Consider the following 23,555-nt stretch of genomic DNA (forward strand, 5'->3'; position numbering starts at 1 on the left):
GAGAAAGACGATGTCATACATCGCAGAACATCACGAGATGATCCGGGAGGCGGTGCGCCGCTTCGCCGAGGAAGAGATCGCACCAGTCGCCCACCGGTTGTGGGAAGAGGAGAGTTTTCCCTACGAGGTCTGGCGCCGGGCCGGCGAACTGGGGTATATCGGGCTGCCATACCCCGAAGCCTGGGGAGGCAGCGGCGGCGACTGGCTTGGCTTCGCCATTGCGCTGGAAGAGATCGCCCGCGTCGATTGTGCCGTGGCGGTGGCCATCATGGCCAATTCGACGGCGGCCAGCCTGCTCAACAACTACGGCACCGATGACCAGAAGGCGCGCTTCCTGCGGCCGATCCTGGCGGGCACGCAGGTCGGCTGCATTGGCCTGACAGAGCCGAACGCCGGCTCCGACGCCGCCAATATCCAGACCCGCGCAGTGCTGAAGGATGGCTGCTGGGTTATCAATGGCGCCAAGACCTTCATCAGCAACTCGGGTTCCGAGATCACCGGCCCGATCGTCATCGCGGCGGTGACGGGAGTCCGGCCCGACGGGCGCAAGGAGATTTCGAACTTCATCGTGCCGAACGGTACGCCCGGCTTCAGCCATGGCAAGAAGCTGCACAAGATCGGCTGGCGCGGATCGACCACATTCGAGCTGTTCTTCGAGGACTGCGCCATTCCTGCCGACCACCTGCTCGGCGAGGTCGGGGTCGGCCTCAGGCAGACCCTGTCACAGGTGAGCACCGGCCGCATCCTGATCGGAACGCTGGGCCTGGGCATCCTGCAGGGCTCGCTGGAACGCTCCGTCCGCTACATGAGCGAGCGCACAGCGTTCGGCAAGACGCTCAACCAGTTCCAGTCGCTGCAGTTCAAGCTGGCCGACATGGCGACCCACGCGCACGCTGCCCGCCTGATGCTGTACGACGCCGCGGTGGCCAAGGACGAGAGCCGGCCCTACGATCGGCAGGCCTCGATGGCAAAGCTCTTCGCAACCGAGAAGGCCATGGAGGCGGCCCACCAGGCCGTGCAGATCCACGGCGGCAACGGGATCATGACGGAGTACGCGGTATCCCGCGCGTTCGGGGATGCCAAGGTGCTCGAGATCGTTGAGGGGACCTCCGAGATTCAGCGGATGATCATCTCCCGCGACGTAATGCGCTGACGCACGGCTGCAGCCAGTGAGGCAATCCATGGAACAGGTCGAACACAACGCGGATGGGCTGGAGCGCAGCCCGGTCAACTTCGTGCCCCTGACGCCGATCTCCTTCCTGCGCAGGACGGCTGAGGTCTACCCTGAGCGTACAGCCATCGCCTACGGCGAGCGCCGCACGAGTTGGCGGGCAATGCTGGACCGCAGCCGCCGCCTCGCGTCGGCGCTTGTGGCCGCCGGCGTCAGGACTGGCGATACGGTGGCCGTGATGGCCGCCAACACGCCGGAGATGCTGGAGATGCATTTCGGCGTGCCCATGAGCGGCGCCATGCTGAACACGCTTAACGTGCGCCTGGACGCGGCCACCATCGCCTTCATGCTCAGGCACGCGGATGCGAAGGTGCTGGTCACCGACACGGAGTACGCGGACGTAGTTGAAGCCGCACTGGCGCTGCTCGACTACAAGCCGCTGATGATCGATATCGTCGATCCTGCCGTCGAAGGGGGCCGCAGGCTGGCGGAGATCGAATACGAGGGCTTCCTGGCCGGGGGCGATCCGCATTGGGAGGGCGGCGAGCCCGCCGACGAATGGCAGGCCATCGCCCTCAACTACACCTCCGGCACCACGGGCAACCCAAAGGGCGTGATCTACCACCATCGCGGCGCCTATCTGGCTGCGCTGTCGAACATGCTCGACTGGGGCATGCCCCGGCACGCCGTCTTCCTGTGGACGCTACCGCTGTTCCACTGCAATGGCTGGTGCTTCGCCTGGACGCTGGCTGCCAACGCCGGTACCAGCGTCTGCCTGCGGCGGGTGGAGGCTGCCGCCGTGCTCGATGCGATTCGCGAGCACCAGGTCACGCATTACTGCGGGGCGCCGATCGTGCATGCGATGCTTGCCCACGCACCCGAAGCGTGGAAGGCGGGCATCGACCATGCGGTCCACGGACTCATCGGCGGCGCCCCCCCGCCGATCCCGGTGATCGAAGGCCTGATGCGCATGGGGATCAGGATCACACAGATCTACGGGCTGACCGAGGTCTACGGTCCCGCGGCGGTTTGCGTGGAGCAGCCCGAATGGGAGGAACTCGGCATCGGTGCGCTGGCGGAACGAAAAGGACGGCAAGGCGTCCGCTACACCGCACAGGAAGGCATGGCCGTGCTGCATCCCGAAACCCTTGTGCCGGTGCCGTGGGACGGGAAGACCATCGGCGAAGTCATGTTCCGCGGCAACATGACGATGAAGGGCTACCTGAAGAACCCCGAGGCCACGGCGGAAGCTTTTGCCGGCGGCTGGTTCCACTCGGGTGACCTCGCAGTCGTCTGCCCGGATGGCTATGTACAGATCCGGGACCGTTCCAAGGACGTCATCATTTCCGGCGGGGAGAATATCAACTCGCTGGAGGTGGAGGAGGTGCTCTACCGGCACCCCGCAGTGCGCGTGGCAGCCGTGGTCGCTCAGCCGGACGAGCGTTGGGGGGAGACGCCATGCGCCTTTGTCGAAGTTGTCGATGGCGCTAGGGTCGGCGAGCGCGAGCTGATCGAACATTGCCGCGCCCACTTGGCGCACTTCAAGGCGCCGAAGAAGGTGGTCATCGGCCACCTTCCCAAGACGTCGACCGGCAAGATCCAGAAGTTCCTCCTCAGGCAACGAGCAAGCTCCGGCGCTCCCCGGCCCGGCCACGAACCGGCGTGAGTTCCCCCGTGAATGTTTTTCGGTGGCTCGCCGAGCCTGCTCTCCACCTTCGGGATATCCGCGAGCGCCCCGTCGTGGCGGAGCAGAAGACTCGTGTCCGGCATCGCATTGGCGGCGAAGACCGGTTGATCGACCGCCTTGGCGACATCTTGCGCGAGATGCGTGACTGGCGCGCTGCTACCGCACGGCAGGCACGGCACCTTTCCAGGCGTCACGGTATCGGATACCAGGCCGCCCTGCTCCTCCTCTATCGCGCGGAGATGCGTTCAGCGTGCCCGAGGCGCATGGTGATCTGTCTAGCTGCGGCGGTGGAACTTGGCATTGACTTGAGCGGCTTCCCACCTGGATGCGGAATCGAAGAGGCTGGGCTGTCTTCGGAACTTCGGGTCATGTATTGGGCGACCCTACGGAGGGGCGCAGGGCGGAAATATGGAGCCACTGGCCCGGTGATGGCGCCGGACATGTCGGATGGTGGGCGGCTGAATCCGCGGTGGTAAGCGGCCGTAGGCATGGCAACCTGTGATAGCTGCTCCGATCCTTTTCTGCCGTTGGCGCGCTGATTGCCGAATGACTGAAATGTCGACCGTCTGCCGGAGCAGCATTAGGGCGAATGACCGTTGGACTCGGATAGCCGTCATCGTGTTGAGGAAGACTCGAACGGCGCAGATGCGTCGGCTAGAGACAACAGGTGTAATTTCGAGATGGTGAAACTATTGATGGGCTTTCATTCGCCGCTGTCACCTGCGAAGTCCAGCCTCCCCATTTTACGTCTTTCGCGCGCAGCGGCCGCCGCTTACCTTTGCACCATCCTGCGCAGATAACTGCGCATTATCGAACCTTATTGCCGCGCCTTAGCAACGCCGGCGCCACGTGGATCCTGTCCACGCTTGCGAGTTTGGAGGGAGCGCAGCGGCGGCAGCCAAAAAGAGTCATTCGTCGCGGCCGACATCTGGACACTCACGCGAGTGCTTCGCTCCGTCAACGGTCATTCGAGGGGAATCTAGCCGCCATTACAGCTGGTGAGCTGCCACACACTCGCAACGCCGCCCTCGTTGGGTGACGGTTGTATGATTGCACTCCGCCTAAAGGCACTCATGGGGTAGCAACGATGTTCCTAGATTCTGGCAGAGCCATAGCAGAAAAAATTCAAACTCTGATTGATGAGGGTGTCTCTGAACAGGTTCGATTGGCTGTCGCCTTTTGGGGCGCCGGTGCTGACTATCAACTGCGAGGTCGTTGCCAGATCATTTGCGACTTGGAGTCGGGGGCTTGCAATCCCGCAGTGATTCGTTCACTCATGAAGCGCCCTCATTGCGTCGTCCTTAAGCTTTCTGGGCTTCATGCGAAGGTGGTGATCAGCGCTGCGGGCGCCGTGGTGTCGTCGGCAAACATGTCGACCAACGGGCTGGGTGCAGAGGGTGCCGACGCAAGTGGGACGATCGAAGCGGGATATTTTATTGGAAAGACTAGCGCTGACTACAAAAGGATCGCAACCTGGTTTGATGACGTGTTCGGTAAGGCGACTCAGATCACGGAACTCGACCTTGCTCGAGCGCAGGAGAAATGGGATTTTCGAAATCGCGAAATGCCCTTGGTCCCACTTGCGCTACCTGAGCAGCCGGCCGCCTCTGCGGCATATTCCGCGATTCGGTCGTAGTTTGGTGTCACGACGTGAATGGTTGAATGCGTGCTGTCAAATAGATGCGAAAACAGACGGGACAGTGGGAGCACCCGCCGGTTGGCGACCACCTGATCGAACACGTTCACGTCGAATGGATTGAGATACTCCCATGTCGTTGTGACGACATGCCTCGTCATCGTTTCCGTGAGATGAACTTGCGTGAGCGCGGACTCAAGATCCGTTTCCTTCAGCTTCTCGCAGAAATCGTCCCAACTGGCGAGGTCCCGGTGCTCCGCAGTTCCCGGGGGAGCCGACGCAACAAGCGTTTCGCCTAACGGGTTCATGCCGGGAATGCCGTGCGCGGCCGATGCTCCACTCCCAAGCACTATCACCGGCGCGTTCCGGACGCACTCCTGCGCCCGCGACGATACAAGCTTCAGATAGTCCATAGTAAAGTCCCCCAATCCCGTCCCAACGATCCTTTTTTTCTGCGTCACTCCGTGCCGTTCCTGGACGGGTGCCGCAGGGGCGAAATAGTATCAATTAGCACAGAATTTGCCATTAATACTTTATCTAACTGGCGGCATTATCTTTCCCCACGACGGGGTGGCACCTTACCCCAGAAGCGTGGGCGCACTACAGCTTGTTCGGCAAACGGAACAATCTCGGCGAATGTTCTGGAATTGCAACTATCAGAGCGGCAGCACAGTGTGATCGACGCAGCGTCGCTTTTACCAAAGGAAATTTGTGCCGCGTCTTCGTCCGGTCGGCCATCGTACTAATCCGCCAGCGCAGGTACCGAGCGTCGCTGCAGCGCCGGCGGCTGCCGGGTCTTCACTGGACACTCCCGCGACCGGCCTAGCGCTGAGAAGACGTAACTCCAGTAGGAACGTAAGAAACTCTTTCGTTGGTTCAGCGACCCAAGTTTCGCCACACAACCCGCTGCAGTAGCGATAACAAACTGCCTTATCGACATAGATTGCCATGGCAAACAGCTCTTGATCCGTTCTTTAGAGCCCACCTTTTCTCGGGGCGCGTCCCAGGGTCACACGATGGCGATCGCCGGGCCGGGGCGAAGGGTGGCAATGCGGAACTAGTCCGGGCCACGTATATCACGCGCCCCGTGGCTCAGCCCTTGGCCGCTGTGGCTTGGCAATGACATACCCCTCCGGGTCGGCGAAGCGCAAGAGTTGCGCCTTGATCTCTCGTGGATGCGCGGCCAGATCGACCGTGCCGAAGCGAACGGCATGATCCTGAATGATCGCGAGCTCATCGACAAGAGCATGGACTGCCGGATGCAACAGCAGGCCGGCCGCGCCGTCGGCATGGGGATCACCCCCGCCCTTCTGCGAAAAGATATACGCGTACATCTGGTAGACGTAACCGCTCTTGAGCACTTCCTCGCGAAACCGGCTCTTTGTGACGATTGACGTGAATTTGGTGTCAATGACGATGCGGCGCCGAGTCGGGGCGTGATCGAGCATGATGTCAGTCTGCATTGTCGGCAGGATATCGTCGATACCTTCGGTCCTGCCGGCTAGTCGCCATTGATGGAAGGTACCGGTTCTTACGCGCCAGCCATCTTCCGCAAGATTGATCCAATAGAAACCGCCGACGGCTTTCTCGAAGAGCTTGCGCACCCAGGTGGCCTCGCGATCAGGGATCGGCATTGCCCGTGATCCGGTGGCTTCCGTCGGTAGCGCGAGGTCGAAGGCCAGCTTCGCGGCATCCACCATCAGGCGATCATCATGATCGTTCCGACTGAAACGCTCGGCACTCATCTGCATACGCGTGGGGACCGCCGCTGACACGCCAGCCATCTTCAGTTGATTCGCCAGGGCGATACACCGGCGGGCGCGTCCCGATTTGACGTTGCGTGCGATATGCTCCAGTGCACCGCGGACGTAACGGTTGCGCGGCGTGTCGATTGTCAACGCCTCGAAACGGCACGCTACACTGCCGCGCGCAAGCAATTGGTGTCGCTCGGTGGTCAGCACGTCGATGCGGCCGCGCACACGGTTCAATATCGCCGCGCAGGACCGATAACCGGCACTGAGCTGGCGGCGTTGCCGTTGTTCCACCGTGTGGATCAGCAATTCGGCGACCATATCCGCCAAGTCATCGGGATTTTCTTCTATATCGACAAACCTTTTCCCATGCGCGCGATACAGATCGGACGCGTACAGCATCAGCAACCAGAGGTTGCGCACGGGGATACGCCCCAACATGCCGCTGCTGACCGCGTCTAGGGCGTTGTCAACCGTCTCCGGAACGGTTGCCATCACCAGTTGTGTAACAGTTGGTCGCCTGCCTTGCGGGCTTCGTCAGGCGCGTCGAACCAATATTCGTCCAGCAACGGCTGAATCTCCGTTTCGACCACGTCGATGAACCATTGGCGTGTGGAGTCGGCCTCCAGCACTTCGGTTGGCGTCACATAGCTGTGTCCGAGGCGAAAATTCTCGCCGAGTCTAGGATCCTGTGTGATGGTGCGATTGAGCGTGTCGAAACGCAACTCGATCGCATCGGCAAGCGATCCATCCATCTTCGCTTGCGTAGTGACCCACTTCCGCCAAACCTGGCCAAGCCGGGGCTCCAGTTCCGCGAACGCGAAGCGGCGACGCAATGCCATGTCGACCAGTGCGAGCGACCGGTCGGCTAGGTTCATCGTGCCGATGACGTAAAGATTGTCAGGGATATGCACCGGGCGGCGCTTTCCATCCGCGTCCGGATAGCACAGTTCGATGGCCTCATTTGGCGTCCGCTTGCCAGCTTCGAGCAGAGTCAGCAGTTCGCCGAAGATCTGCGCCGGGTTACCGCGATTGATCTCCTCGATAACGACGACGAACTTCTGATCCGGTGCGCGCAGCGCGGCATGGGCCGCCTCCATGAACACGCCGTCCACCAGCGCAAGCTTGCCGTCGCCGGTGGGGCGCCAGCCGCGCACGAAATCTTCGTAGGAGAGATTAGGGTGGAACTGCACGCGCCGCACCCTGCTGTCGGTCTTCTCGCCAATCAGCGCGAACGCGAGACGTCTGGCGAGCCAGGTCTTGCCGGTGCCGGGCGGCCCCTGCAAGACGAGGTTCTTTTTCTGCTCAAGGCGCTGGAGCAACCGCTCGACCTTGGCCCGCTCGACAAAGCAGCCTTCCCTGAAAATGTCGTCGATCGCATACGGCACGATCGGCCGGTCCGGAATGAGAGCTTCCGAGACTACGTCGCCCCCTTCGTCACCCTCACCATCGCCGTCGTCTTCTACGCCTTCCGGCCCGGCACCTGCCGGTTGATAAACCCAGGCCTGTTGCGACAGATCGGGGAACGAATGGACGGCGTAGTCCGGTTCCTGGAACCGCAGCTCCAGCGTATCGATCAACGTGAGATAGTCGCCGGCGCTACAGCGGCGATGCGGGCCATTAGTGTTAATCTCGGCAAGGAGCTTTTCTCGGATGAAGCGGCGCGAATTGCCGTCCAGCGGAGGAAACGCCCACGGACGGATCCAGAAAAGACCCATCGTGAGGTTCCAGCCCACGCCTCGTTTGCCGTTGACCGCGTCGAACGCGTCAGCGAAACGCGAGCGCCCGGTGTCGTCGTCGGAATCAGCATAGTTGATGGCCGCAGCGAACACGTCCCAAAGCTGATCGATCTGCTCTGCTGGGCGTTCGTCCTCGAACGGAAAATACCAGGACTTGAGGTTGTTCAGTAGCGGCACCCCTTCGAACGATATAGGCACCGGCTCGGATACGCCAAGAAATCGGGCCAGCTCGCCCGCGAGTTGCTTGCGGTTGACATCCGTAATGCCCCGATTGAAGCTGCCCATAACCGTGAACGGACAGATATCGCGCACGAATCCCCGTTGACCGCCCGGCAGTCGATCCTTCTTCAAGTAGTCCAGCACATCGACTCGGTTTGCGATGTTTTGCAGGCCATCCACAAGCGCACTGCGATCCGACCGATAGGCAAGCAGTGCGTTAGCGATGGCCTGGAAGAAGCCCGTCCAGCGGAAGGATTGGTGCCCGTCGTCGCCAGCGCCATAGCGGTCACGCAAGGACGCCGACTGCAAGAAACGTTCGAAGTCCTGCGGTTCGTTGTCGAAGGTAAAACGGATCAGCGCGTCCGCCTTCCAGTTGTCAGCACGCATACGCCAGATCGTCGGGCGGTAGGTGTAGAAGAACCATTCTCGCACCGGATTGACGGCGGTCCACTGCACACCGACCTGATGGCCGTTCCCTTCATTGCTGATCACCGTCCCAATGGCCTTGATGCCCATGACGGCGACAGGCTCGTCACCGGCGTCGAACGGCAGGTTGCGCTTTCGGACGTAAGTTGACTTGATGGCGATGCGTTCTCCGACACGCATGGCATTGACATGGGCGGATTCCCGGCTGGTTGGGGTATGGACTTCCCAGATACCTTCTTTCAGAAAGCGATCCGTCTGATCCATCGACCCGCTAAAACTTGCGCCGACGAACCAGAACGCCGACGCTCCCCCTGTCTTATCCCTAGACATATGACCCGTTCCTGATTTTATGAGACGCTCGACAGCCTCACGGCCTGACTCGAAATGTAGGCAAATTATCGGGCACCGCGTGGTAAGGCACAATCGGTGGCCGATACGGGTGTGGCCGCCGCAGAAATCTGCCAGCCGCTTCGACCCGATGCCAGATCCAGTGATGGAACCTTTGGCGGACCATCATCGGCGGATTTTAAACGCCGTGTCGCCTTGCGTCGGCCGGTGCTCATCGTCGGGCGATTCGACGCCGCAGTTTGATTCGCTAAAAAATCTGCCACACCACTCGCCCGCTAAAATTCCACGCTCTGCCCTGCATTGACCCACCCGCAGACCGGCGGCGGAGGGGAAAGCAGCCACATGCGAGCTAGATACTGCCTTATCGATGCGTGGCCAACCCAAGAGCCTTGGCAGCGGCTGCACGTACTTCAGCATGCGAACCGTCCTGAATCGCCTTGATCAGTACCGCACGTGCCGTTTCTCCTCCCATGATGCCTAAGCCTTCGGCTGCACCAGCTCGAACCACCGCATGGCTTCCGTTGTAAAGGGCATCAATCAGGGCATCGAGTGCTTCTTGATTCGTGGCCATTGCCAATCCTTTTAGGCGATTTTGTTACCGCAATATCGCATCTCTGATGCCGACGGTCTAGCCCGCCAACGAGGGGGGCGTTTTGCGTTTTGTTTACGGCCCTAGACAGATGCGCTATTGAAGTGGGAAGAACCGTCTGCGCATCCGACCCGAAAAAACTCCACCGGCTGTTCCGCGTTAACGAGGGTCGCCTGGGATTCCGCAGAAATCCGCCATATCTTCTGCAAGACTAAGATTGATAAGAGAATCCATTGCTTGCAGCAAGCGAGCTTCGTTTATCCCACCCAGTAAAACTCCACACTCTTCCCCGCATTGACCGCCCGCCGCAGCCAGTCCGGCATCTCGCCGGTCCCGTCCCAGCGCTGTCCCGAGGCGTTGCGGTAGCAGGCCACCGGCGGTGGCGCGGGTACGGGTGGCGTCGGTGGCGGTGGCGGCGGATCGAAGGACCCCGCCGCTTCCAGCTCCTCCATGGTCAGCCGGTAGTCGGCCATCTCCGCCTGGATCCAGCGGATCGCCGCCGCCCGCTCATTGTTTCTGTCATCGGTGCTGTCGTTGCTGTCGTCACTGCTGTCGCTGCCGTCATCCGGGTGGGAGGCGGCCGTCGGCGTGCCCTACTTATCTTCCTGCTGTGCGTCTAGTTTTTCGCCTGGCGCCTCCCGTTCGCTCGGCGCCGGGCCACCGGCCTTGCGCCGCCGCCTACGACCATCCCGCTCCGGCGGCCCCGTTCGCAATTCTGCCAGCAGCTGGCGCGCCAGCGCCGCTTCGGCCCTCGGCCCGATCGGCCCGGCGCCGCGCCGCCCCAACTCCGCCGGCACTGCGTCCAGGTCGTGCGCCACTTTGCGCTGCGCCTGCTCGGCACTGGCGAACCGATCGGCGAGTGCGGCGGCCTAGGCTTCGAGCCGGGCCCGGACTTCGGCCTGCGACACGGTCGCGTCGCGGGCCTCGCCGCGAGCTCCCACCAGTTCGCCGCGCAACGCTTCGGCCGTGCGCTTGCTCTGCTGGCGCGCGGTACGCTCCGCATCCAGTTCGCGCAGGCTGCGCCGCTCGCTGGCTTCGGCCCGTTGCTGGGCGAGGGTCAGCTGCTCGCTGGCGCGTCCGAGCTCGGTCGAGAATTGGGTGCGCAGTTCCGCCAGTTGCCGCGCGGCGGCGTCCTGTTCCGCCCGCCCCGCTTCCAGCCGCCCCTGGCTCGCCGCGTGCGCCTGGCGCTCGGACGCCAACTCCGCCAGCACGCCCGGAAACCACCGCGTCGCGTCCGCTCCATTTCTCGACTTCAGCCGCGGCGTGCCGGTGGCCGCGAGCATCCGGTAGCCGTCGTACTTAAATAGGCACCTTTTGCAGTGTTGCCTTTCAACGCCGTTCACGCAACGCGAGATTCCGAAAGTGAGGCACTGGATTCGGCCATCTACGATGGCTGGTAGCGCCTGGAAGGGGTGTTGCAATTGGGAGAGCGTTCTCGGTTGCCTCAGATCGCCTGCAAATCTGGGAGAAGGCGATCGAACTCCTGCTTTACAACCGAGTAGCACTCGCACACGCGAGCCTCCAAGCCAGGTCGGTCCAGTACGTCGATGCATCCGTGATAACGAATCAGGCCTGCTTCCTGCAATTTCAGCGCTGCCTCAGTCACGCCCGCCCTTCGCACGCCCAGCATGTTAGCAATCAGCTCTTGCGTCATGCGAAGTTTTTTGGTCGGCAAGCGGTCCAGGCTCAGCAAGAGCCAGCGGCAAAGCTGCTGGTCAATGGAATGATGCCGGTTACAGACGGCGGTCTGCGCCATCTGCGTAATCAGTGCCTGCGTATAGCGAAGGAGCAGCCGTTGCAATGGCCCGCCACGGTTGAATTCCGCTTTTATTGCCGCACGGTCGAGCATGAAGCCCGCTCCTGCACTCTGCACAATCGCGCGGCTCGGCATGGTTTCTCCACCCATGAAGATGGCGATTCCGACGATGCCTTCATTTCCTACGATGGCGATCTCGGCCGACGAGCCGTTCTCCATGACATAGAGCAACGACACGATCGACGTGGTGGGGAAAAAAGCATAGTCCAGGCGGCCGCCGGACTCGTAGATGGCGCGCCCCAGCGGAAGGTCAACGGGCACAAGTTGGGCCGCTAGGCGAGACCATTCTGCTTCTGGCAGAACGGACAAGAGATGATTCCCTCGCGGAACTTCCAAGGGCAGCATATCCCGCTTCCTTCATACAATCTTGCGTTCCGATGGCAAAACGCGAAGCAGATCCATGACGGCTGAGCATCGCATTCCAATATATACCGTCTGCACAAACGGGGAGGCGGAGCAGACGTCATTCGTGCGGCATGAAGTGGCTGATCGGATTCTTCGGATACGCAGTATTGGCAGAACCTGCACGGTAGCGTACGGACAAGACTTAGCCCTTCGCCTATTGTGACTGCGTCGATTCTGTCCTGCGAACGGGCGTGGAAGGTGAGCACCGAACACCGACGGCGCCGGGCGCGCAGGGAATATGGAGGGCTACATGTATAGCCAGCACACAGGTCACAGCGTGATTCTCTTCCCGGCTTCGGATGGCGGTTGGTGCTTTGCAGAGGTAGATGGCGCATCGGTCTACCGCTTTGGCCCCTTCGATTCTCACCAGGCCGTCGACGAGCTCATCTCGGTCTTGTTTCCCGATGTCCTCAAAGTGGAGCTCAGCGATGCATCCGAATTGCTGGACGACAACGCACTGATGATCCGCGGGAATGCAGAGCTGATGGCAAAGAACAGTTCCACACGTCCGCGCCAGGACGGGGCCACTGATCGACTGGCTGAAACGGGGTCGATTTGAGACATCGCGCTACACCCGTCGCATGCTGTATCAACGCACCGTTCAAAAGCAACAGCCGGCGATGACTAAAGGCAACAGCCTCATGGGACGGCCTTGTCAGGCAAGCCTCTGAAAGGCAACGGGTGGCGAGATGCCTACTTGAGCTTGATTTCGTAGAGCCATCCATCGTCTCGCGGACGCGCTTGCGGTCCTCGAGCAGCATCGGTGCCAATTCATCCAGGCCCGGGCGCCGGTGGCCGGCGCACCGGCGTCATCCCTTCACGTCGCGCGGGTCGTGGCCAAAGGAATTGCGTAGACGGATCTGACCATCCATGCCATGCACCAGCAGCTCGACGCGCACTTGCTTGGCCTTGGCGGTGCCGGCCTCGATGGCTGCCTCCTGGGTCGGATAATCCGCGCCGGCGCCGCCTGCTCCTTCTTCGGTAACGGTCCATCCGCCGTTCCGGGCGGGAACCACATGGACGTTTTGGGCTGCCATGGCTGTCTCCTGTGTAGCCTTTCTCCCTGTTTTACGCCGCCCCCGCGCCCTGTCTGTCAGTTGGCGTCCGACACCGGCGTGCAGACAGCGGCTGAGGTGTGGTGCGGATGGACTTTTCAGTGGGCCGCCGGATCTTGTACGATACTGTATGGATATACAGGTATTTCCGCGTCCCCGCCCTTCGCCATTGGCCCTGACGCTATGTGCTCCCGCGCCAATCGGCCGCGCAGCTGCGCGCCCTCTACGACCGCAAACCCATGTCCGGAGGTCCGGGCCCTGCTGTGGGGGTGCACCGGCTGCGCCGGTTGGTACAGCGGGCCAACAAGCTGCAGGAATTGCTGTCCGGCCCGCAGGCGACAGCAACGCAGCTGGTCCTGGACATTCTGCGCGGGGAGTTGCAGGGCGAGCCTTGTATTGCGGAGCGCCAGGCCTGGGTCGAGTAATTTTTTGGCCCGCGCGAGTTGCGCAGCAGCACCTATGTGAAAAACCGCGGACGAAAGGACTGATTGGGATGTGCGGACGCTTTGCGCGCTACAGCGATATCGCGCTGCTGGCCGGCCTGATGGGGCTGGATGCGCCGGTGGCCGAGCATGCCTTGGGGCGGGCGCGCTATAACATCGCGCCCTCGACCCAGGTCTGGACCTTTCACCGGCTCGGTGCCGATCGCGGCCCGCGTGCCGATCAGATCCGGTGGGGGTACCGTCCGGTGTGGGCCCACGACAACCCCAAACCGCCCACGGTACCCAACGCGGATCCGCTCGGCCTGCCGACCAAGCGCTATTACGCCGACATGTGGCGCAACGGTTGTCGCGTGATCGCCTTGGCCGTGATGAAGTGCTGAGTCTTGCGGCCGCCTTCGCCCGACCATTCAAACCAGGCATCAGCAGGCACGATGCAGCCCTGATCGTGCGTGCCCGCGAGCGCGTGGCGCGACTGCGTGCTGGCCAGCTTCGGCATGGTGCCTAAAGGCCGGATACCACCGAGCGGCAAGAAAGTCGACACGACCAACGCGCGTTCGGAGACTGTGGCGACGAAGTACTCGTTCGCCAAGGCCTGGAAGCACTGCTATGTGTGCCTGGTATCGGCGAGCTGCTTCTAGGAGCCGTTCTATGCCGACAATGAATCTCGATCGGTGCGCTATCGGATCACGCTACAGGATGAGCCGGCCTTCGGCCGGCGCGCGTCAAGGTAGATGTCGCCTCATTCATGCAGCCAAACGCTGGTTTTCGGCTCCTGGCTTGATACCACCGGTGGGCACGGCAATCTCGCGCTCCGGATTGAGCGTGACCGTGTCGATTGGCGACCAGTCGCGCGTGTGTCGTGACCAGCGACGCGGGTTGCAGTCACGAGCCTGAACATAGAGCGCGTGGCGCGCGGCCAGAATCTTGTTGTCCTCTCCGGCATGGCGCTGTGCCGGGCTCACGTAGCGGATGCCGCTGTGCCGGTGCTCATGGTTGTACCAGTGGACGAAGTGGGCCGCCCACGTACGTGCCGTGACCAGATCGGCAAAGCCTGTAGACGGGAACTCCGGCCGGTACTTGGCCGTGCGGAACAGGCTTTCCACGAAGGCGTTATCGTCGCTCACCCGCGGACGCGAGTACGAGGGCTTGACGCCCAGCCAGTGCAACATCGCCAACACCGTGGTGGCCTTGAGCGTGGCGCCGTTGTCACCGTGCAGCACCGGCTTGGCCGCCATGGCGTGAATGCCCTCGGCCAGCGCTGTGCGTTTGACCAGATGCGCCGCGTGGTCGGCGTCGTCGCGGTCGTGGACCTCGAAGCCCACGATTTTGCGGCTGTACACGTCCAGGATGAGGTACAGATAAAACCAGCGCCCGGCGACCTCGGCCGGCAAATACGTCATGTCCCAGCACCACAGTTGGCGCGGCCCCGTGGCCACGTGCGTGGTGGGCGGACGGCGCTGGCGCGGCGCCTTAGCGCGTCCTCGATGCCGGGTCTGCCCATGGGCGCGCAGCACCCGACCGAAGCTCGATTCGCTGGCCAGGTAGACACCCTCGTCGGCCAGCATCGGTACGATGCGCGCCGGCGGCATGTCGGCGAAGCGCGGCTCGTTGGCAACGGCCAGAATGCGTTCGCGCTCCTCAATGCTCAGCGCATGCGCGGGCGTGGGCCGTTCGGCCCCGGGGCGGCGGTCGCCGACCACCAGGCCATCGTGGGCCTTCCAGCGTTGCAGAGTGCGCACGGTTATGCCAGCTACCTCGCACGCCAGGCGCAGGCGAGCGCCGCCTGCATGCGCGGTTTCGATATGGCGGACCATCGTGTGGCGATCTTCCAGGCCGATCATGCGTCCTCGTCCTTGTCCTTCGGGAAGATGCCCTCTAGCTTTTTTGAGAGTATCAGCAGGGCGGCGGCTTCAGCCAGCGCCTTCTCCTTGCGGCGCAGCTCGCGTTCGAGTTCCTTGATGCGGCGCCGATCGGCCTTCGTCTCGCGAGGGGTGGCGCGCGCATCCTCGGGCTCCGCCAGCGCCTGCGTGGCGGCAGCACGCCACTGCTCCAACTCCTGCGGATACACACCGTTCTCACGGCACCAGGCGTTCTTGCTGGCCTCGTCCATCGCAGCCGTCGCCAGCACCGCCTCAAACCTGGCCGCCGCTGTCCATGCCCGCTCGCGAGCGGGCATGGACATAGCGTCCGCACGCCAGCGCTCCAGCGTGGCCACTGCCACACCCAGTTCCCTTGCAACCACTTCCACCGCCGCACTCTCCGGCGGTAACAACCGCGCTACCGCCCGGTCCTTGAAATCCTTCCCGTAACGAGCCACTTCTCTCTCTCATCGCCCCCAGGGTTCAAATTCTATAGGGGCGACATCTATTCTGCCGCGGGGGGCGGCCTCGCGGGACTGTGGCGCGATTTACCTGACGGTAGGCTCTCGTTCACGATGCTGACGATGAATGCCGATCAGCATCCGGTGATGAATCGCATCGCGCGCGAGCGCCCTGCCCTTGTCATGAGAGATCGTTTTGCACTCGACTTCCAGCCCCCTAGTGCCGATATCCTGTACCAGGATCGTAAGTCACGCTGGGCATTGCTTACGCAAGCGAAGAATGTCCGCTGTGATGGTATGAGCCCGGGGTATAGCCATGCGTGGACAAGCTGGGGATGCCCGCACCAGGGATGGTCGGTAGTACTGGCGGAGCAAGGCGCTCTTGGATCAACATTTGCTGTTTCAGCATGCGACAAGCGCCCTCTAGCCCCGGAAACATGGTCGCCGCCGTTACGCCCATCAGCGCCAAATCCTTCAGCGCCTGGGGGGCCACTGATCTCGGAATGTCCGCGGCCACCAACAAAGTCTTTCCTTGCACAAATCCGTTCGGCACCGACTGCATTTGCAAAAGGTAGCTCTCAAGGTCACCGATATTCGTCATCACAAACCGGCCTTGCTGCGCATAAAGGCGGGGGTTGTCGCGTGCTGAAAAATTCACAAATGCAGCAAAGGGATGCAACGCGTCAAGCGGAGGCGCTGGATCCCAGGCGAATGCATCCCGAAACGCCGTGGTCAATGCATAGACGCGGACGTAGCCGGGCGCATTGGGTGGCAAGGGCGGCGGGAGATTAAGCGAATCCGATAGTGCGAACCACGCGGCGATATAAGGTGACTGCGTCCAATCCAGTAACGGAGTAGGAAGTCCCTGGTGTTGTGCAATCGCGATCATGCGCCCGAATTCGCTTGGATTGTGCCGATCGACGTGGAGGCCCGTCAGTGCTTCCAGATGGTTATGGAACTCATTTAACGTATCCGATCTGTAGCGCAAAAGATTGGATCTTCCCGCTCGATACAATGACGTCTGGAGCGACCACTTGTTATCGGCTTGGCCGCGGTAGGCGACAGCATGTGCATCATGAATCCGCGAGGCCCAGCTCTTGAACTCCTCCCACGACTCACATACCTGTGCTTTCACGCGTGCTCGAGCCGCCGGATAGAGAGTGATCTTGTGATGGATGTTCTCGTCGGGGTCGATCCAGTAGCCCTCGAAGAACCCGTTGGGCTGGGGCACCAAAGTTGCACTAAGCCGTCCTGCTAGCAGTCGGTCTTCTTCCGTCAGATTTGCCGTCCGCAACTGGCCATCTCGATGCTCAAAGACGTTGGGCATCTTCACAGTCAGGGTCCAGTTCTGCAAAGCCCTCTGAATTGTTACGCGGGCGCCCAAAAAGCGGGTATTAGCTGAAAACCAAGTCAACAACCCGGTATCGCTGGCGTCGGAATCCATGCAAAGCATGGCTTGAGAGGTACTTCCGTCGATTTCAATAGTGCCGAAATACTGTAGTTCTGCCACTTGATCCTCAGTCGCTTTATAAGGTAATCGCCAAGCATATCCGGTTTCTTAACGTGGCCTGGCAAGTCAGCCTGACAAGCCACTGTTTGCCATCCACGCTTCTCTGTCAAGCATGGTGTCCAGCAAAGGGAGATTCGGCGTCGGTCTGCTTCAAGCAGTATTGCTACGCGCGATCTCACTGCTTCACCGCGACCCCGAACAGGTTGTCTTGTCCATGCAGCGGCAAGGCATCGTTGGCAAGCGACTCGGCTAGGCCTACCAAAACGGCGTGCGCTTATCGACGTGGATCACCGGAGGCCGTCCCGCCCGGACGGCTTTATCGGTAAGCTGGTCAACGCGAAAAAACGCCGCCGACTGACCTGCCGTTACTGCGCGGCGCAGCCAGCTTGGCATCTCGCCAACGCCATCCCAAGTCTCGCCGGCAGCGTTGCGGTAGCAGACCACGATGGGTCCTTCGTTGCGAAAGCAACCCGCCGCACGCAGATCCTCCAAAGAGAGGCCATGTCGCACCATCCTGATACGGATCCAGCGGATGGCGTCAGCGCGTTCAATTGCTGATCGCATTCCTTGTGAGAATGGTTGGATCGTGGTTTTGGCGTCCGCACTCACTCCTTTTCCTCGCTCGGCGGCTGATAGTTATTAGTGATGGTGCCAAACCGATGACCTTCCTCGCTCAGCAGGCGAGCCCATGCCGCTTTCGTCATGACATATCCGACTGTGTCGGATCCGCTACTTACTCAGCAGTCCCAAATATATGCGACAGATGGGACATCGAAGAATGATCGAACCAGGCTCCGCTTTCTCTGCAGGCCGCGCAGTTGTTGCTCGACGCGAATCTCCAACTTCTCGCCGGCGCGCAGCGGGTTGCGCGCCACGCCGGTGCGCTTGATGTGACTCCACACCAGCTCGTCCGGACTGAGGTCCGGTGCGTAGCCTGGCAGGAAGTGCAACGTCAATCTGCCGCCAGTGGATTCGACGTATTCGCGCACGCTTTCCTTCTTATGGGCCGGCAAGCCGTCAATTTTTCACTATTTCGACCGCCGGACACACCGCGCGCATGCCGCGCAACTCGACTCGTTCCTCAGCGGGCTGGCACGGATGACAGACGAAGAGATTGCCGAGCTCGTTGTCTTTGCAACGCATGTACGCCACGGGCTAGAAGCTGCAGGAATGATGGTACTCGACCTGTTCACGCTGATGGTCAAGAAGCCTGGCGCCGAAACCCAACTGACGGCGCTTGCCATCAACCTGCAGAAGCAGGGGAAAACCACCGCCTATGCGGCCACGGCGGTCTGGGTGCACTCGCTGCGCGCCGCTAGCCGTCAAGCCCTTCGGGCTCCGGTAGCCCGGATTTGGCAGGAATTGCGTCGTGGCTTCCCTCACATTGCCCAGGCCAGGGAAAGAATCCACGCTCGGGTTGGTACGGACGTGGAGATCTCAGACGCTACAGCCTTGCCGCTTGGTCTCGCGGCCTGATTTGGCGACGGCCCAGCGAACTGAAAAAGCAAAGGGCTGCACGTCATAGCATCAGCGTCAGGCTTTTGAGCATTGCCTAAGATAGCCAATGGCATCGTTGAATCCACGGACTGCACGCCGATAGTTGTCGGAGAACTCGTCGACATCCGGAGCATCCCGTGCGCGCCTGGCACGTGTGGCGGCATTATCGAGCTCCGAATAGGCGCTGGGACAATTGATATCACTAGCGGCCATCGCCGCGTCCTCAAGGGCATTTTTGGCACGACGGGCGTTGTCTTTGGCCTCCTCAAAATCACTGCTCTTGGCGATTCGATCCAATCGCGATCGGGCTTCGTCCAACGCAAAGCGCAATGTGTTCCAGTCTGCGTGGCAGGCTGGCGCCGCCATAGCGACAGCACATGCCACCGTGATTGCTCTCCAGTAAATTGAGCTCATTTTCGCCTCCATCGGAAATTTGTCCGCGATGGTCTCGGCCGGTACTACGTTCGAGACCGACAACAAAAAGCCCGCCGAGGCGGGCTATTGGTCATTGGGAACGGTTATGCGAGCCAACTCTTGAGCTGGCCTGCCAGAGCTTCGGGTCGCGTATCGGAATATGAAGCGACCCCCATATCCTGCACTTCCTCGAGCAACTGGCCCGTCTTCTTCGCAATCGCACCATCGACCGGGGTTTCCGGATCAGGTAGAACAACAAATAGCGCGGGGGGCGCAACGTGTCGCTGAGTAAGATTGTGGGCGACTAGAACATCTTTGATCGACTTGTAAATGTGACGCTCAACAGTCTGCATGCTGGAATATCGAGCCGAAAGGATATTTCCGAAGCTCGTCCCATTGTCGAGTCCGACATGCAATTTCCTTGAGCCGACAGTCAACTCACGATTAGGCACAAATATCTTGCGCGGCAAGGACTCTAAGGCCTTTCGCATCTCCATGTACGCCCAGTCATCATCCATTGGCGACTCACGCGGCGCGGTATCAACCCACAGAGCGCCGGCATGGCGTTTAAGCAGGCTTGTCAGTTCCTTCTCGACGTGATCCGTAGCGAGGTAGCCGCAAGCCACCACCCTGATATGCGGCGTACCCGTTGAAACCCTCGCGAGTCCTTCCCTGAAGCTCGCGCCAATGGCAGCCTCAGCACCCGACACCAAGTCACGAATGTCCATTCCGCTGAGAGCATCACCGTATAGGCTGGAAAGCTTGTTGAATGCCGGGAGCCATCTAAGCAATGGACGCTCGTCGCCCTTAATCGCCGCCGCAACACCTATGACGAAGTCTTGCTGGCTACCGAGGTCTGGACGAAAAAACAGGGTCGCCCACTCTCCAGTGAAGACTGGTTCGCGCACCGCCGCCGCTCGCGAAATAAGAAGAGAGAGGTCCATTAGAGTAGGCGCCCGCATGCGTGCGCAAGCGTACCGTTGCTGGCTCGCGCGCTCATGTATTCAACGATTGTGTCAATTTGCGCCGGGCCCAGGAGTCCTGCCAAGTCGCCTCGCACCCGCTCCGACACCGCCGGCCAAACGTCCTGTGTCGCCATGCCCTCTTGTAGCACAGACGTGTACCATGATGAGAGTTGCGAAGGTGTCAATTCCCTCCGCGCCATCAAATTAAGTTGATTCAGCGCCATCTCATCTGGCCACGAGGTGTGCCAGCAGGGGCCTCCTCCCACTGAGCCTTGGTCGATCGCCATGTACTTCATATCGTCCAGGTATAGGAAGTTGGCATCACTGCGATCGCTATTACCTGTGACATGGTCGACGCCAGTGAGGACGTGCGCGAACTTGCTCTTGAAGAAGGCTGCTAGCTGACTCTGATTGAAACTGGCTAGGCGACGCAAGAAGCGAAACGGCTTGGCGTTCTGCACAAACGTCGCGGCCCAACATACAGCCAAGCCAGCGCCCTTGTCGACGTATGCCGTGAGGTCGGCACCAAAGGTTGGCAGCATCCCCTGAGGCAGCAAGATGACGCCTCCCCTAGCCGGTTGGGAAACGCCCCGTATTGCATTCGCCGTGAAGCCAATGGCTTCGTTTGCCACCCCGCACGAGTCAGCGGGGTAAAGCTTGATCACCGTATCTTCCGGCTCACTTGCCCCAGGCCACAGAACTCGCCCCACGAAGACAGGCTGAGCACCAGTCGCGTGGACAGCATCGTGGTCGTTGATCCAGGCCGAGAATCCGCAATACGCATCGGCGTGCAGAACGCTAATCAAAGCCACTCCTATCAGAACGCATCGGTCCGACAGGCAGCGACCGATCAGATGTTGTGCATTAGGCACTCATTGGGTTTGATGGCATATTGTCGTCGCTTGCCAACGCTGGCGCAAGAAAGGATTGCTGAACGTGTCAAGCAGCACCGAAAGCACCAGGACCCCTCGAGCGCTCGCCTTATATCTAAAACTTGCAGTTAGACAGATTCATCATAACTGGAGTGCGTATGATAGCGGATTGGGCGTATCAGGTCGCGGGCCAAGTACGATAACCCCATCTAAGCCGGTCGCCGGGGCGGAAGTCCCGGCGTACAGGTTTTCCGGAAATTGCCGCCATATTGATAAGAAGTGCTATTTCCTGCAGACCAAGGGCGACCGCCACTACCAGGGCACCACCTTCCGGGCGCCGGCCTCAACGGCCAGCGCGAACTGACCCGCACTTACTTCAGCGTCTTCAACCGGTTGTTCGCCGCACGCGCGCCTTCGGTACCTGGATACGTGGCCACCACCTGTTCCAGCGTTTTGCGCGCAGCCGCCTTCTGGCCGGACTCGAGCTGATTATTGGCCACCGCGATCATGGCGTCCGGCACCTTGGGATGCGTCGGGTTGGCATGGATCATTTTCTGCAGCACCCAGGTGGACCCCTTGTAGTCGCGCTGCGCGTAGAGCGAGTTGCCGAGCCAGTACTGCGCCAGCGGCAGGTACGGGCTCTGCGGATATTTCTTGATAAACGACGAGAGCGAATTCCCGGCGCTCTTGAAGTCGCCCGCCTGGAAATGCTTGAGCGCGGCGTCGTATTCGGGCTTCTCGCCCGGCGGCGACGTGCCCTGGCGGTCTTCGCCCGAAGCGTGCTGCGGCTCGAACTTCTTCAGGCGCGCATCCAGGTCGGCGTAATAGTCCTTCTGCTGCTTCTGCAGCGTCGCCACCGTGTTCTGCAGCACTTCGTTCTGGCCGCGTAGTCGCGCGACTTCCTGGCGTAGGCCTTCGAGCTGGTTCTGCAGGTCGAGTGTGGTGCGGCTGTTCTGCTCAATGCGCTGGGTAGCCGTCGCCTGGAAGCTGTTGAACTGTTCGCGCAGGTTGATGACCGTTTTGCGCGCCTGCTCATCGTCGAATACGCCGGCGTGTGCCTGCGTGGGTGGCAGCATACCGCCGCTCGCCATGGCGGCGAGCCACACCAGGGTAAAAACGCGTACTTTCATGGATGGGCGTCGTTGGTTGTGTCGGTGAGCGCTCGTCAGATCGCCGTTGGTCTGAGGGCCAAATGCATCGGCGGGCCTATCCCGCCCGGAAAAACTCGACGCTCTGCCCCGCATTGACGGCCCGCTTGAGCCACGACGGCATCTCGCCCTGCCCGTCCCAGGTCAGCCCTTCCGCGTTGCGGTAGCAGACCACCGGAGGCGGAGGCGGCGGTGGGGGTGGCTCGGGTGGGGGCGGAGGCGCGAAGCACCCCGCCGCGTCGAGCTCTTCCAAGGTGAGCCCGTAGTCGTCCATCTGCGCCTGGATCCAGCGGATCGCGTCCGCCCGCTCAGTTTTTGCTGTCATCGCTGCCGTCACTGCTGTCGTTGCCTTCGTCCTGGTTGCCAGGCAGCGCCGCCGCCCCCGGCTCGTTGCACAGCTCTTCCCCTTGGTCTTCCTGCGCAGTGGTCGCCGAACTTCCGGCCTGCCGAGTTTGCTAGTCAGAAGGGGGGCGGACCGGCCGCGCCCGCCAACCTGTCGTTCAGTACAAGAGATCGATGAGGAAGCGCTCGGGCTTCTTGCCAATCCACGCGGGAGCCCGACCGCGCCCTGACCAGGTCTGGCCCGTCTTGGGGTTGCGGTACCTCGGGAGCGGCGCGGCCTTCGTCTTGGTCGGGACAGCGCGGGCAGCGGGCTCAACACTGGGCTGGCCCGCAATGTCCTCAATGCTGAGGTCGTACTCCTGCATCCACTGCCGAATCTCCTCCACGACCTTTGGCACTTCCGCGGCTCGCAACTGCTCAAGTTGCGCATTGACAGATGCCAGTTGAGCGAGCAGTGAGGATTGGGACGGGCGTTGGGTTGCGGTAGGCGCCTTTTGCTCCTGTCGCGGCTTCCGGGTTCGCGTCTTCTGAGTCGGCGCTTCCGGGGCAGCCTCCACTCCAGGCAGTGCTCTCTGCTTCGGCCCGCGCTTCCGGGTTGGGGTCTCCGTGACTTCCGGAGCGGCAACTTCAGCTAGGATTTTCGGCTTCCGACCGCGCTTCGGGGCCCGCGTCTCTCCTGGCGTAGCTTCCGCAGCTGGGGCGTAACGCGGTACTACCGGGGCGGCCGTTTCGGTCAGTTCGCCCTGGGCGGCAGCTTCCATCGGTTCGTCCGTGGCCAGGACTTCAACCGCAGCTTCGGCCACGGCTTCAGTGGTCGCTTCCGAGGGCATGGCTTCAATGGGCGCTTCCGGCGCGTCAGATTCAGTCAACGCTTCCGCTGCAGCGGTGGCTTCTATCGATGCTTCCGGTGCCACGTCTTCCGTTGAAGCGTCCGGGGCTGTGTAAGGCCGCCGGCGCCGATATGACACCGTCGCCGTCGGGCCGCTATCCCGGCTTGTGGACCAGAAGTCCAAGCGTCGGGTCTGAGTGTCAACGCTGACACGACCGACGCCTGCACCACTGGCTTCACCACTGACGGGATCCGCGTCGCGCATCGCCTCAGCGATGGGAAGCTCCATCTGACGTCCGTCCGTCGCATTGCTCGCGACAACGGGTTCAACCACTTGCTTCGGGGCCAATTCGTTCTCCTTCATCGAAGTCAC

General features: G+C 61.4%; 23 protein-coding genes and 2 pseudogenes. 7 read left to right on the forward strand and 18 right to left on the reverse strand.

The genetic code is table 11. The features are described 5' to 3' along the window. Positions 1–10: 10 nt before the first annotated feature. On the forward strand, positions 11–1,153 hold the full coding sequence (locus CTP10_RS34625; RefSeq protein ID WP_116322994.1) for an acyl-CoA dehydrogenase family protein: 1,143 nt from the start codon (positions 11–13) through the stop codon (positions 1,151–1,153). Between the two features lie 28 nt (positions 1,154–1,181). Next, the gene (locus CTP10_RS34630; protein WP_116322995.1) at positions 1,182–2,837 is read left to right on the forward strand and encodes an acyl-CoA synthetase; all 1,656 of its coding nucleotides are present in this window, start codon (positions 1,182–1,184) and stop codon (positions 2,835–2,837) included. A 1,524-nt stretch (positions 2,838–4,361) separates the two neighbouring features. On the opposite strand, the gene CTP10_RS34635 is transcribed toward CTP10_RS34630, so the two are convergent. The 7 genes and pseudogenes from CTP10_RS34635 to CTP10_RS34665 all read right to left on the reverse strand — a co-directional run bounded on the left by CTP10_RS34635 (position 4,362) and on the right by CTP10_RS34665 (position 11,727). Then, entirely contained in the window at positions 4,362–4,907 is a 546-nt protein-coding gene (locus CTP10_RS34635; RefSeq protein WP_147316301.1) for a hypothetical protein, read from the reverse strand. Between the two features lie 663 nt (positions 4,908–5,570). Further along, positions 5,571–6,740: a 5-methylcytosine-specific restriction endonuclease system specificity protein McrC gene (gene mcrC / locus CTP10_RS34640; RefSeq protein ID WP_116322998.1), complete on the reverse strand. Its 1,170-nt coding sequence runs from the start codon at positions 6,738–6,740 to the stop codon at positions 5,571–5,573. Beyond that, positions 6,740–8,959 (reverse strand): AAA family ATPase, encoded by a 2,220-nt coding sequence (locus CTP10_RS34645; RefSeq protein WP_116322999.1) that lies wholly within the window; start codon positions 8,957–8,959, stop codon positions 6,740–6,742. The genes mcrC and CTP10_RS34645 overlap by 1 nt, the downstream gene beginning before the upstream one ends. Before the next feature lie 379 nt (positions 8,960–9,338). Then, positions 9,339–9,548 (reverse strand): HEAT repeat domain-containing protein, encoded by a 210-nt coding sequence (locus CTP10_RS34650; protein ID WP_116323000.1) that lies wholly within the window; start codon positions 9,546–9,548, stop codon positions 9,339–9,341. Positions 9,549–9,823: 275 nt separating this feature from the next. Then, on the reverse strand, positions 9,824–10,039 hold the full coding sequence (locus CTP10_RS34655; RefSeq protein WP_199414711.1) for an H-NS family nucleoid-associated regulatory protein: 216 nt from the start codon (positions 10,037–10,039) through the stop codon (positions 9,824–9,826). Between the two features lie 48 nt (positions 10,040–10,087). Then, positions 10,088–10,777: pseudogene (locus CTP10_RS34660) on the reverse strand (DNA-binding protein); the annotation flags it as partial. A gap of 233 nt (positions 10,778–11,010) precedes the next feature. Further along, positions 11,011–11,727: a Crp/Fnr family transcriptional regulator gene (locus CTP10_RS34665; protein WP_116323003.1), complete on the reverse strand. Its 717-nt coding sequence runs from the start codon at positions 11,725–11,727 to the stop codon at positions 11,011–11,013. A 310-nt stretch (positions 11,728–12,037) separates the two neighbouring features. Here CTP10_RS34665 and CTP10_RS34670 point away from each other — a divergent pair, with 310 nt between their 5' ends. Further along, positions 12,038–12,346, forward strand: a complete 309-nt coding sequence (locus CTP10_RS34670) for a hypothetical protein (protein WP_147316302.1) — start codon at positions 12,038–12,040, stop codon at positions 12,344–12,346. 250 nt (positions 12,347–12,596) lie between these two features. Here the strand turns inward: CTP10_RS34670 and CTP10_RS34675 are convergent, their stop codons facing one another. After that, on the reverse strand, positions 12,597–12,824 hold the full coding sequence (locus tag CTP10_RS34675; RefSeq protein ID WP_116323005.1) for a DUF2188 domain-containing protein: 228 nt from the start codon (positions 12,822–12,824) through the stop codon (positions 12,597–12,599). A 257-nt stretch (positions 12,825–13,081) separates the two neighbouring features. Between CTP10_RS34675 and CTP10_RS34680 the strand changes: the two genes are divergently transcribed. The 3 genes from CTP10_RS34680 to CTP10_RS41430 all read left to right on the forward strand — a co-directional run bounded on the left by CTP10_RS34680 (position 13,082) and on the right by CTP10_RS41430 (position 13,923). Next, positions 13,082–13,267, forward strand: coding sequence for a hypothetical protein (locus CTP10_RS34680; RefSeq protein ID WP_158577739.1), 186 nt, complete (start codon positions 13,082–13,084; stop codon positions 13,265–13,267). Between the two features lie 68 nt (positions 13,268–13,335). After that, entirely contained in the window at positions 13,336–13,665 is a 330-nt protein-coding gene (locus CTP10_RS34685; protein WP_158577740.1) for an SOS response-associated peptidase family protein, read from the forward strand. Between the two features lie 114 nt (positions 13,666–13,779). Further along, positions 13,780–13,923 carry a hypothetical protein gene (locus tag CTP10_RS41430; protein WP_442875265.1) on the forward strand — a complete coding sequence of 48 codons (144 nt, stop codon included), beginning with the start codon at positions 13,780–13,782 and terminating at the stop codon, positions 13,921–13,923. Between the two features lie 105 nt (positions 13,924–14,028). On the opposite strand, the gene CTP10_RS34695 is transcribed toward CTP10_RS41430, so the two are convergent. The 4 genes and pseudogenes from CTP10_RS34695 to CTP10_RS34710 form a co-directional block, all read right to left on the reverse strand. Further along, a protein-coding gene (locus CTP10_RS34695) for an IS3 family transposase (protein ID WP_271815432.1) occupies positions 14,029–15,602 on the reverse strand; the annotation gives its coding sequence in 2 pieces (ribosomal slippage) (positions 14,029–15,173 and positions 15,173–15,602; 1,575 coding nt in all). A 268-nt stretch (positions 15,603–15,870) separates the two neighbouring features. After that, positions 15,871–17,115, reverse strand: coding sequence for an FRG domain-containing protein (locus CTP10_RS34700; protein ID WP_147316358.1), 1,245 nt, complete (start codon positions 17,113–17,115; stop codon positions 15,871–15,873). A 255-nt stretch (positions 17,116–17,370) separates the two neighbouring features. After that, positions 17,371–17,724: an H-NS family nucleoid-associated regulatory protein gene (locus tag CTP10_RS34705; protein ID WP_334223328.1), complete on the reverse strand. Its 354-nt coding sequence runs from the start codon at positions 17,722–17,724 to the stop codon at positions 17,371–17,373. Between the two features lie 128 nt (positions 17,725–17,852). Then, positions 17,853–18,137 (reverse strand): annotated as a pseudogene (locus CTP10_RS34710) (transposase); the annotation flags it as partial. On the opposite strand from CTP10_RS34710, the gene CTP10_RS34715 reads away from it, so the two are divergent. After that, positions 18,082–18,591, forward strand: coding sequence for a hypothetical protein (locus tag CTP10_RS34715; protein ID WP_147316359.1), 510 nt, complete (start codon positions 18,082–18,084; stop codon positions 18,589–18,591). The pseudogene CTP10_RS34710 and the gene CTP10_RS34715 sit on opposite strands and share 56 nt — an antisense overlap. 57 nt (positions 18,592–18,648) lie before the next feature. Here CTP10_RS34715 and CTP10_RS34720 read toward each other — a convergent pair whose 3' ends face one another. The 6 genes from CTP10_RS34720 to CTP10_RS34745 form a co-directional block, all read right to left on the reverse strand. After that, entirely contained in the window at positions 18,649–19,026 is a 378-nt protein-coding gene (locus tag CTP10_RS34720; protein ID WP_147316360.1) for a DUF3168 domain-containing protein, read from the reverse strand. Positions 19,027–19,130: 104 nt separating this feature from the next. Continuing rightward, entirely contained in the window at positions 19,131–19,970 is an 840-nt protein-coding gene (locus CTP10_RS34725; RefSeq protein ID WP_116324030.1) for a hypothetical protein, read from the reverse strand. After that, complete coding sequence (locus CTP10_RS34730; protein WP_116324028.1) at positions 19,970–20,797, reverse strand: hypothetical protein; 828 nt, start codon at positions 20,795–20,797, stop codon at positions 19,970–19,972. Before CTP10_RS34730 ends, CTP10_RS34725 begins: the two co-directional genes overlap by 1 nt. Before the next feature lie 437 nt (positions 20,798–21,234). After that, positions 21,235–21,993, reverse strand: a complete 759-nt coding sequence (gene ybgF, locus CTP10_RS34735) for a tol-pal system protein YbgF (RefSeq protein WP_271815953.1) — start codon at positions 21,991–21,993, stop codon at positions 21,235–21,237. Between the two features lie 76 nt (positions 21,994–22,069). Further along, positions 22,070–22,336 carry an H-NS histone family protein gene (locus CTP10_RS34740; RefSeq protein ID WP_116324074.1) on the reverse strand — a complete coding sequence of 89 codons (267 nt, stop codon included), beginning with the start codon at positions 22,334–22,336 and terminating at the stop codon, positions 22,070–22,072. Between the two features lie 175 nt (positions 22,337–22,511). Further along, positions 22,512–23,546 (reverse strand): H-NS histone family protein, encoded by a 1,035-nt coding sequence (locus CTP10_RS34745; protein WP_271815954.1) that lies wholly within the window; start codon positions 23,544–23,546, stop codon positions 22,512–22,514. Positions 23,547–23,555 lie beyond the last annotated feature (9 nt).

The sequence above is a fragment of the Cupriavidus sp. P-10 genome (assembly GCF_003402535.2).
Taxonomy (GTDB): Bacteria; Pseudomonadota; Gammaproteobacteria; order Burkholderiales; family Burkholderiaceae; genus Cupriavidus.

Excerpts from the sequence above, each read along its gene's own strand:
- CTP10_RS34665 (WP_116323003.1), bottom strand. The coding sequence starts at position 11,727 with ATGCTGCCCTTGGAAGTTCCGCGAGGGAATCATCTCTTGTCCGTTCTG.
- CTP10_RS34725 (WP_116324030.1), bottom strand. The coding sequence starts at position 19,970 with ATGGACCTCTCTCTTCTTATTTCGCGAGCGGCGGCGGTGCGCGAACCA.
- CTP10_RS34740 (WP_116324074.1), bottom strand. The coding sequence starts at position 22,336 with ATGACAGCAAAAACTGAGCGGGCGGACGCGATCCGCTGGATCCAGGCG.
- CTP10_RS34720 (WP_147316360.1), bottom strand. The coding sequence starts at position 19,026 with ATGAGCTCAATTTACTGGAGAGCAATCACGGTGGCATGTGCTGTCGCT.
- CTP10_RS41430 (WP_442875265.1), top strand. The coding sequence starts at position 13,780 with ATGGTGCCTAAAGGCCGGATACCACCGAGCGGCAAGAAAGTCGACACG.
- mcrC (WP_116322998.1), bottom strand. The coding sequence starts at position 6,740 with ATGGCAACCGTTCCGGAGACGGTTGACAACGCCCTAGACGCGGTCAGC.
- CTP10_RS34655 (WP_199414711.1), bottom strand. The coding sequence starts at position 10,039 with ATGGCCGACTACCGGCTGACCATGGAGGAGCTGGAAGCGGCGGGGTCC.
- CTP10_RS34675 (WP_116323005.1), bottom strand. The coding sequence starts at position 12,824 with ATGGCAGCCCAAAACGTCCATGTGGTTCCCGCCCGGAACGGCGGATGG.
- CTP10_RS34630 (WP_116322995.1), top strand. The coding sequence starts at position 1,182 with ATGGAACAGGTCGAACACAACGCGGATGGGCTGGAGCGCAGCCCGGTC.
- CTP10_RS34685 (WP_158577740.1), top strand. The coding sequence starts at position 13,336 with ATGTGCGGACGCTTTGCGCGCTACAGCGATATCGCGCTGCTGGCCGGC.
- CTP10_RS34625 (WP_116322994.1), top strand. The coding sequence starts at position 11 with ATGTCATACATCGCAGAACATCACGAGATGATCCGGGAGGCGGTGCGC.
- CTP10_RS34745 (WP_271815954.1), bottom strand. The coding sequence starts at position 23,546 with ATGAAGGAGAACGAATTGGCCCCGAAGCAAGTGGTTGAACCCGTTGTC.
- ybgF (WP_271815953.1), bottom strand. The coding sequence starts at position 21,993 with ATGAAAGTACGCGTTTTTACCCTGGTGTGGCTCGCCGCCATGGCGAGC.
- CTP10_RS34670 (WP_147316302.1), top strand. The coding sequence starts at position 12,038 with ATGTATAGCCAGCACACAGGTCACAGCGTGATTCTCTTCCCGGCTTCG.
- CTP10_RS34645 (WP_116322999.1), bottom strand. The coding sequence starts at position 8,959 with ATGTCTAGGGATAAGACAGGGGGAGCGTCGGCGTTCTGGTTCGTCGGC.
- CTP10_RS34650 (WP_116323000.1), bottom strand. The coding sequence starts at position 9,548 with ATGGCCACGAATCAAGAAGCACTCGATGCCCTGATTGATGCCCTTTAC.
- CTP10_RS34635 (WP_147316301.1), bottom strand. The coding sequence starts at position 4,907 with ATGGACTATCTGAAGCTTGTATCGTCGCGGGCGCAGGAGTGCGTCCGG.
- CTP10_RS34680 (WP_158577739.1), top strand. The coding sequence starts at position 13,082 with ATGTCCGGAGGTCCGGGCCCTGCTGTGGGGGTGCACCGGCTGCGCCGG.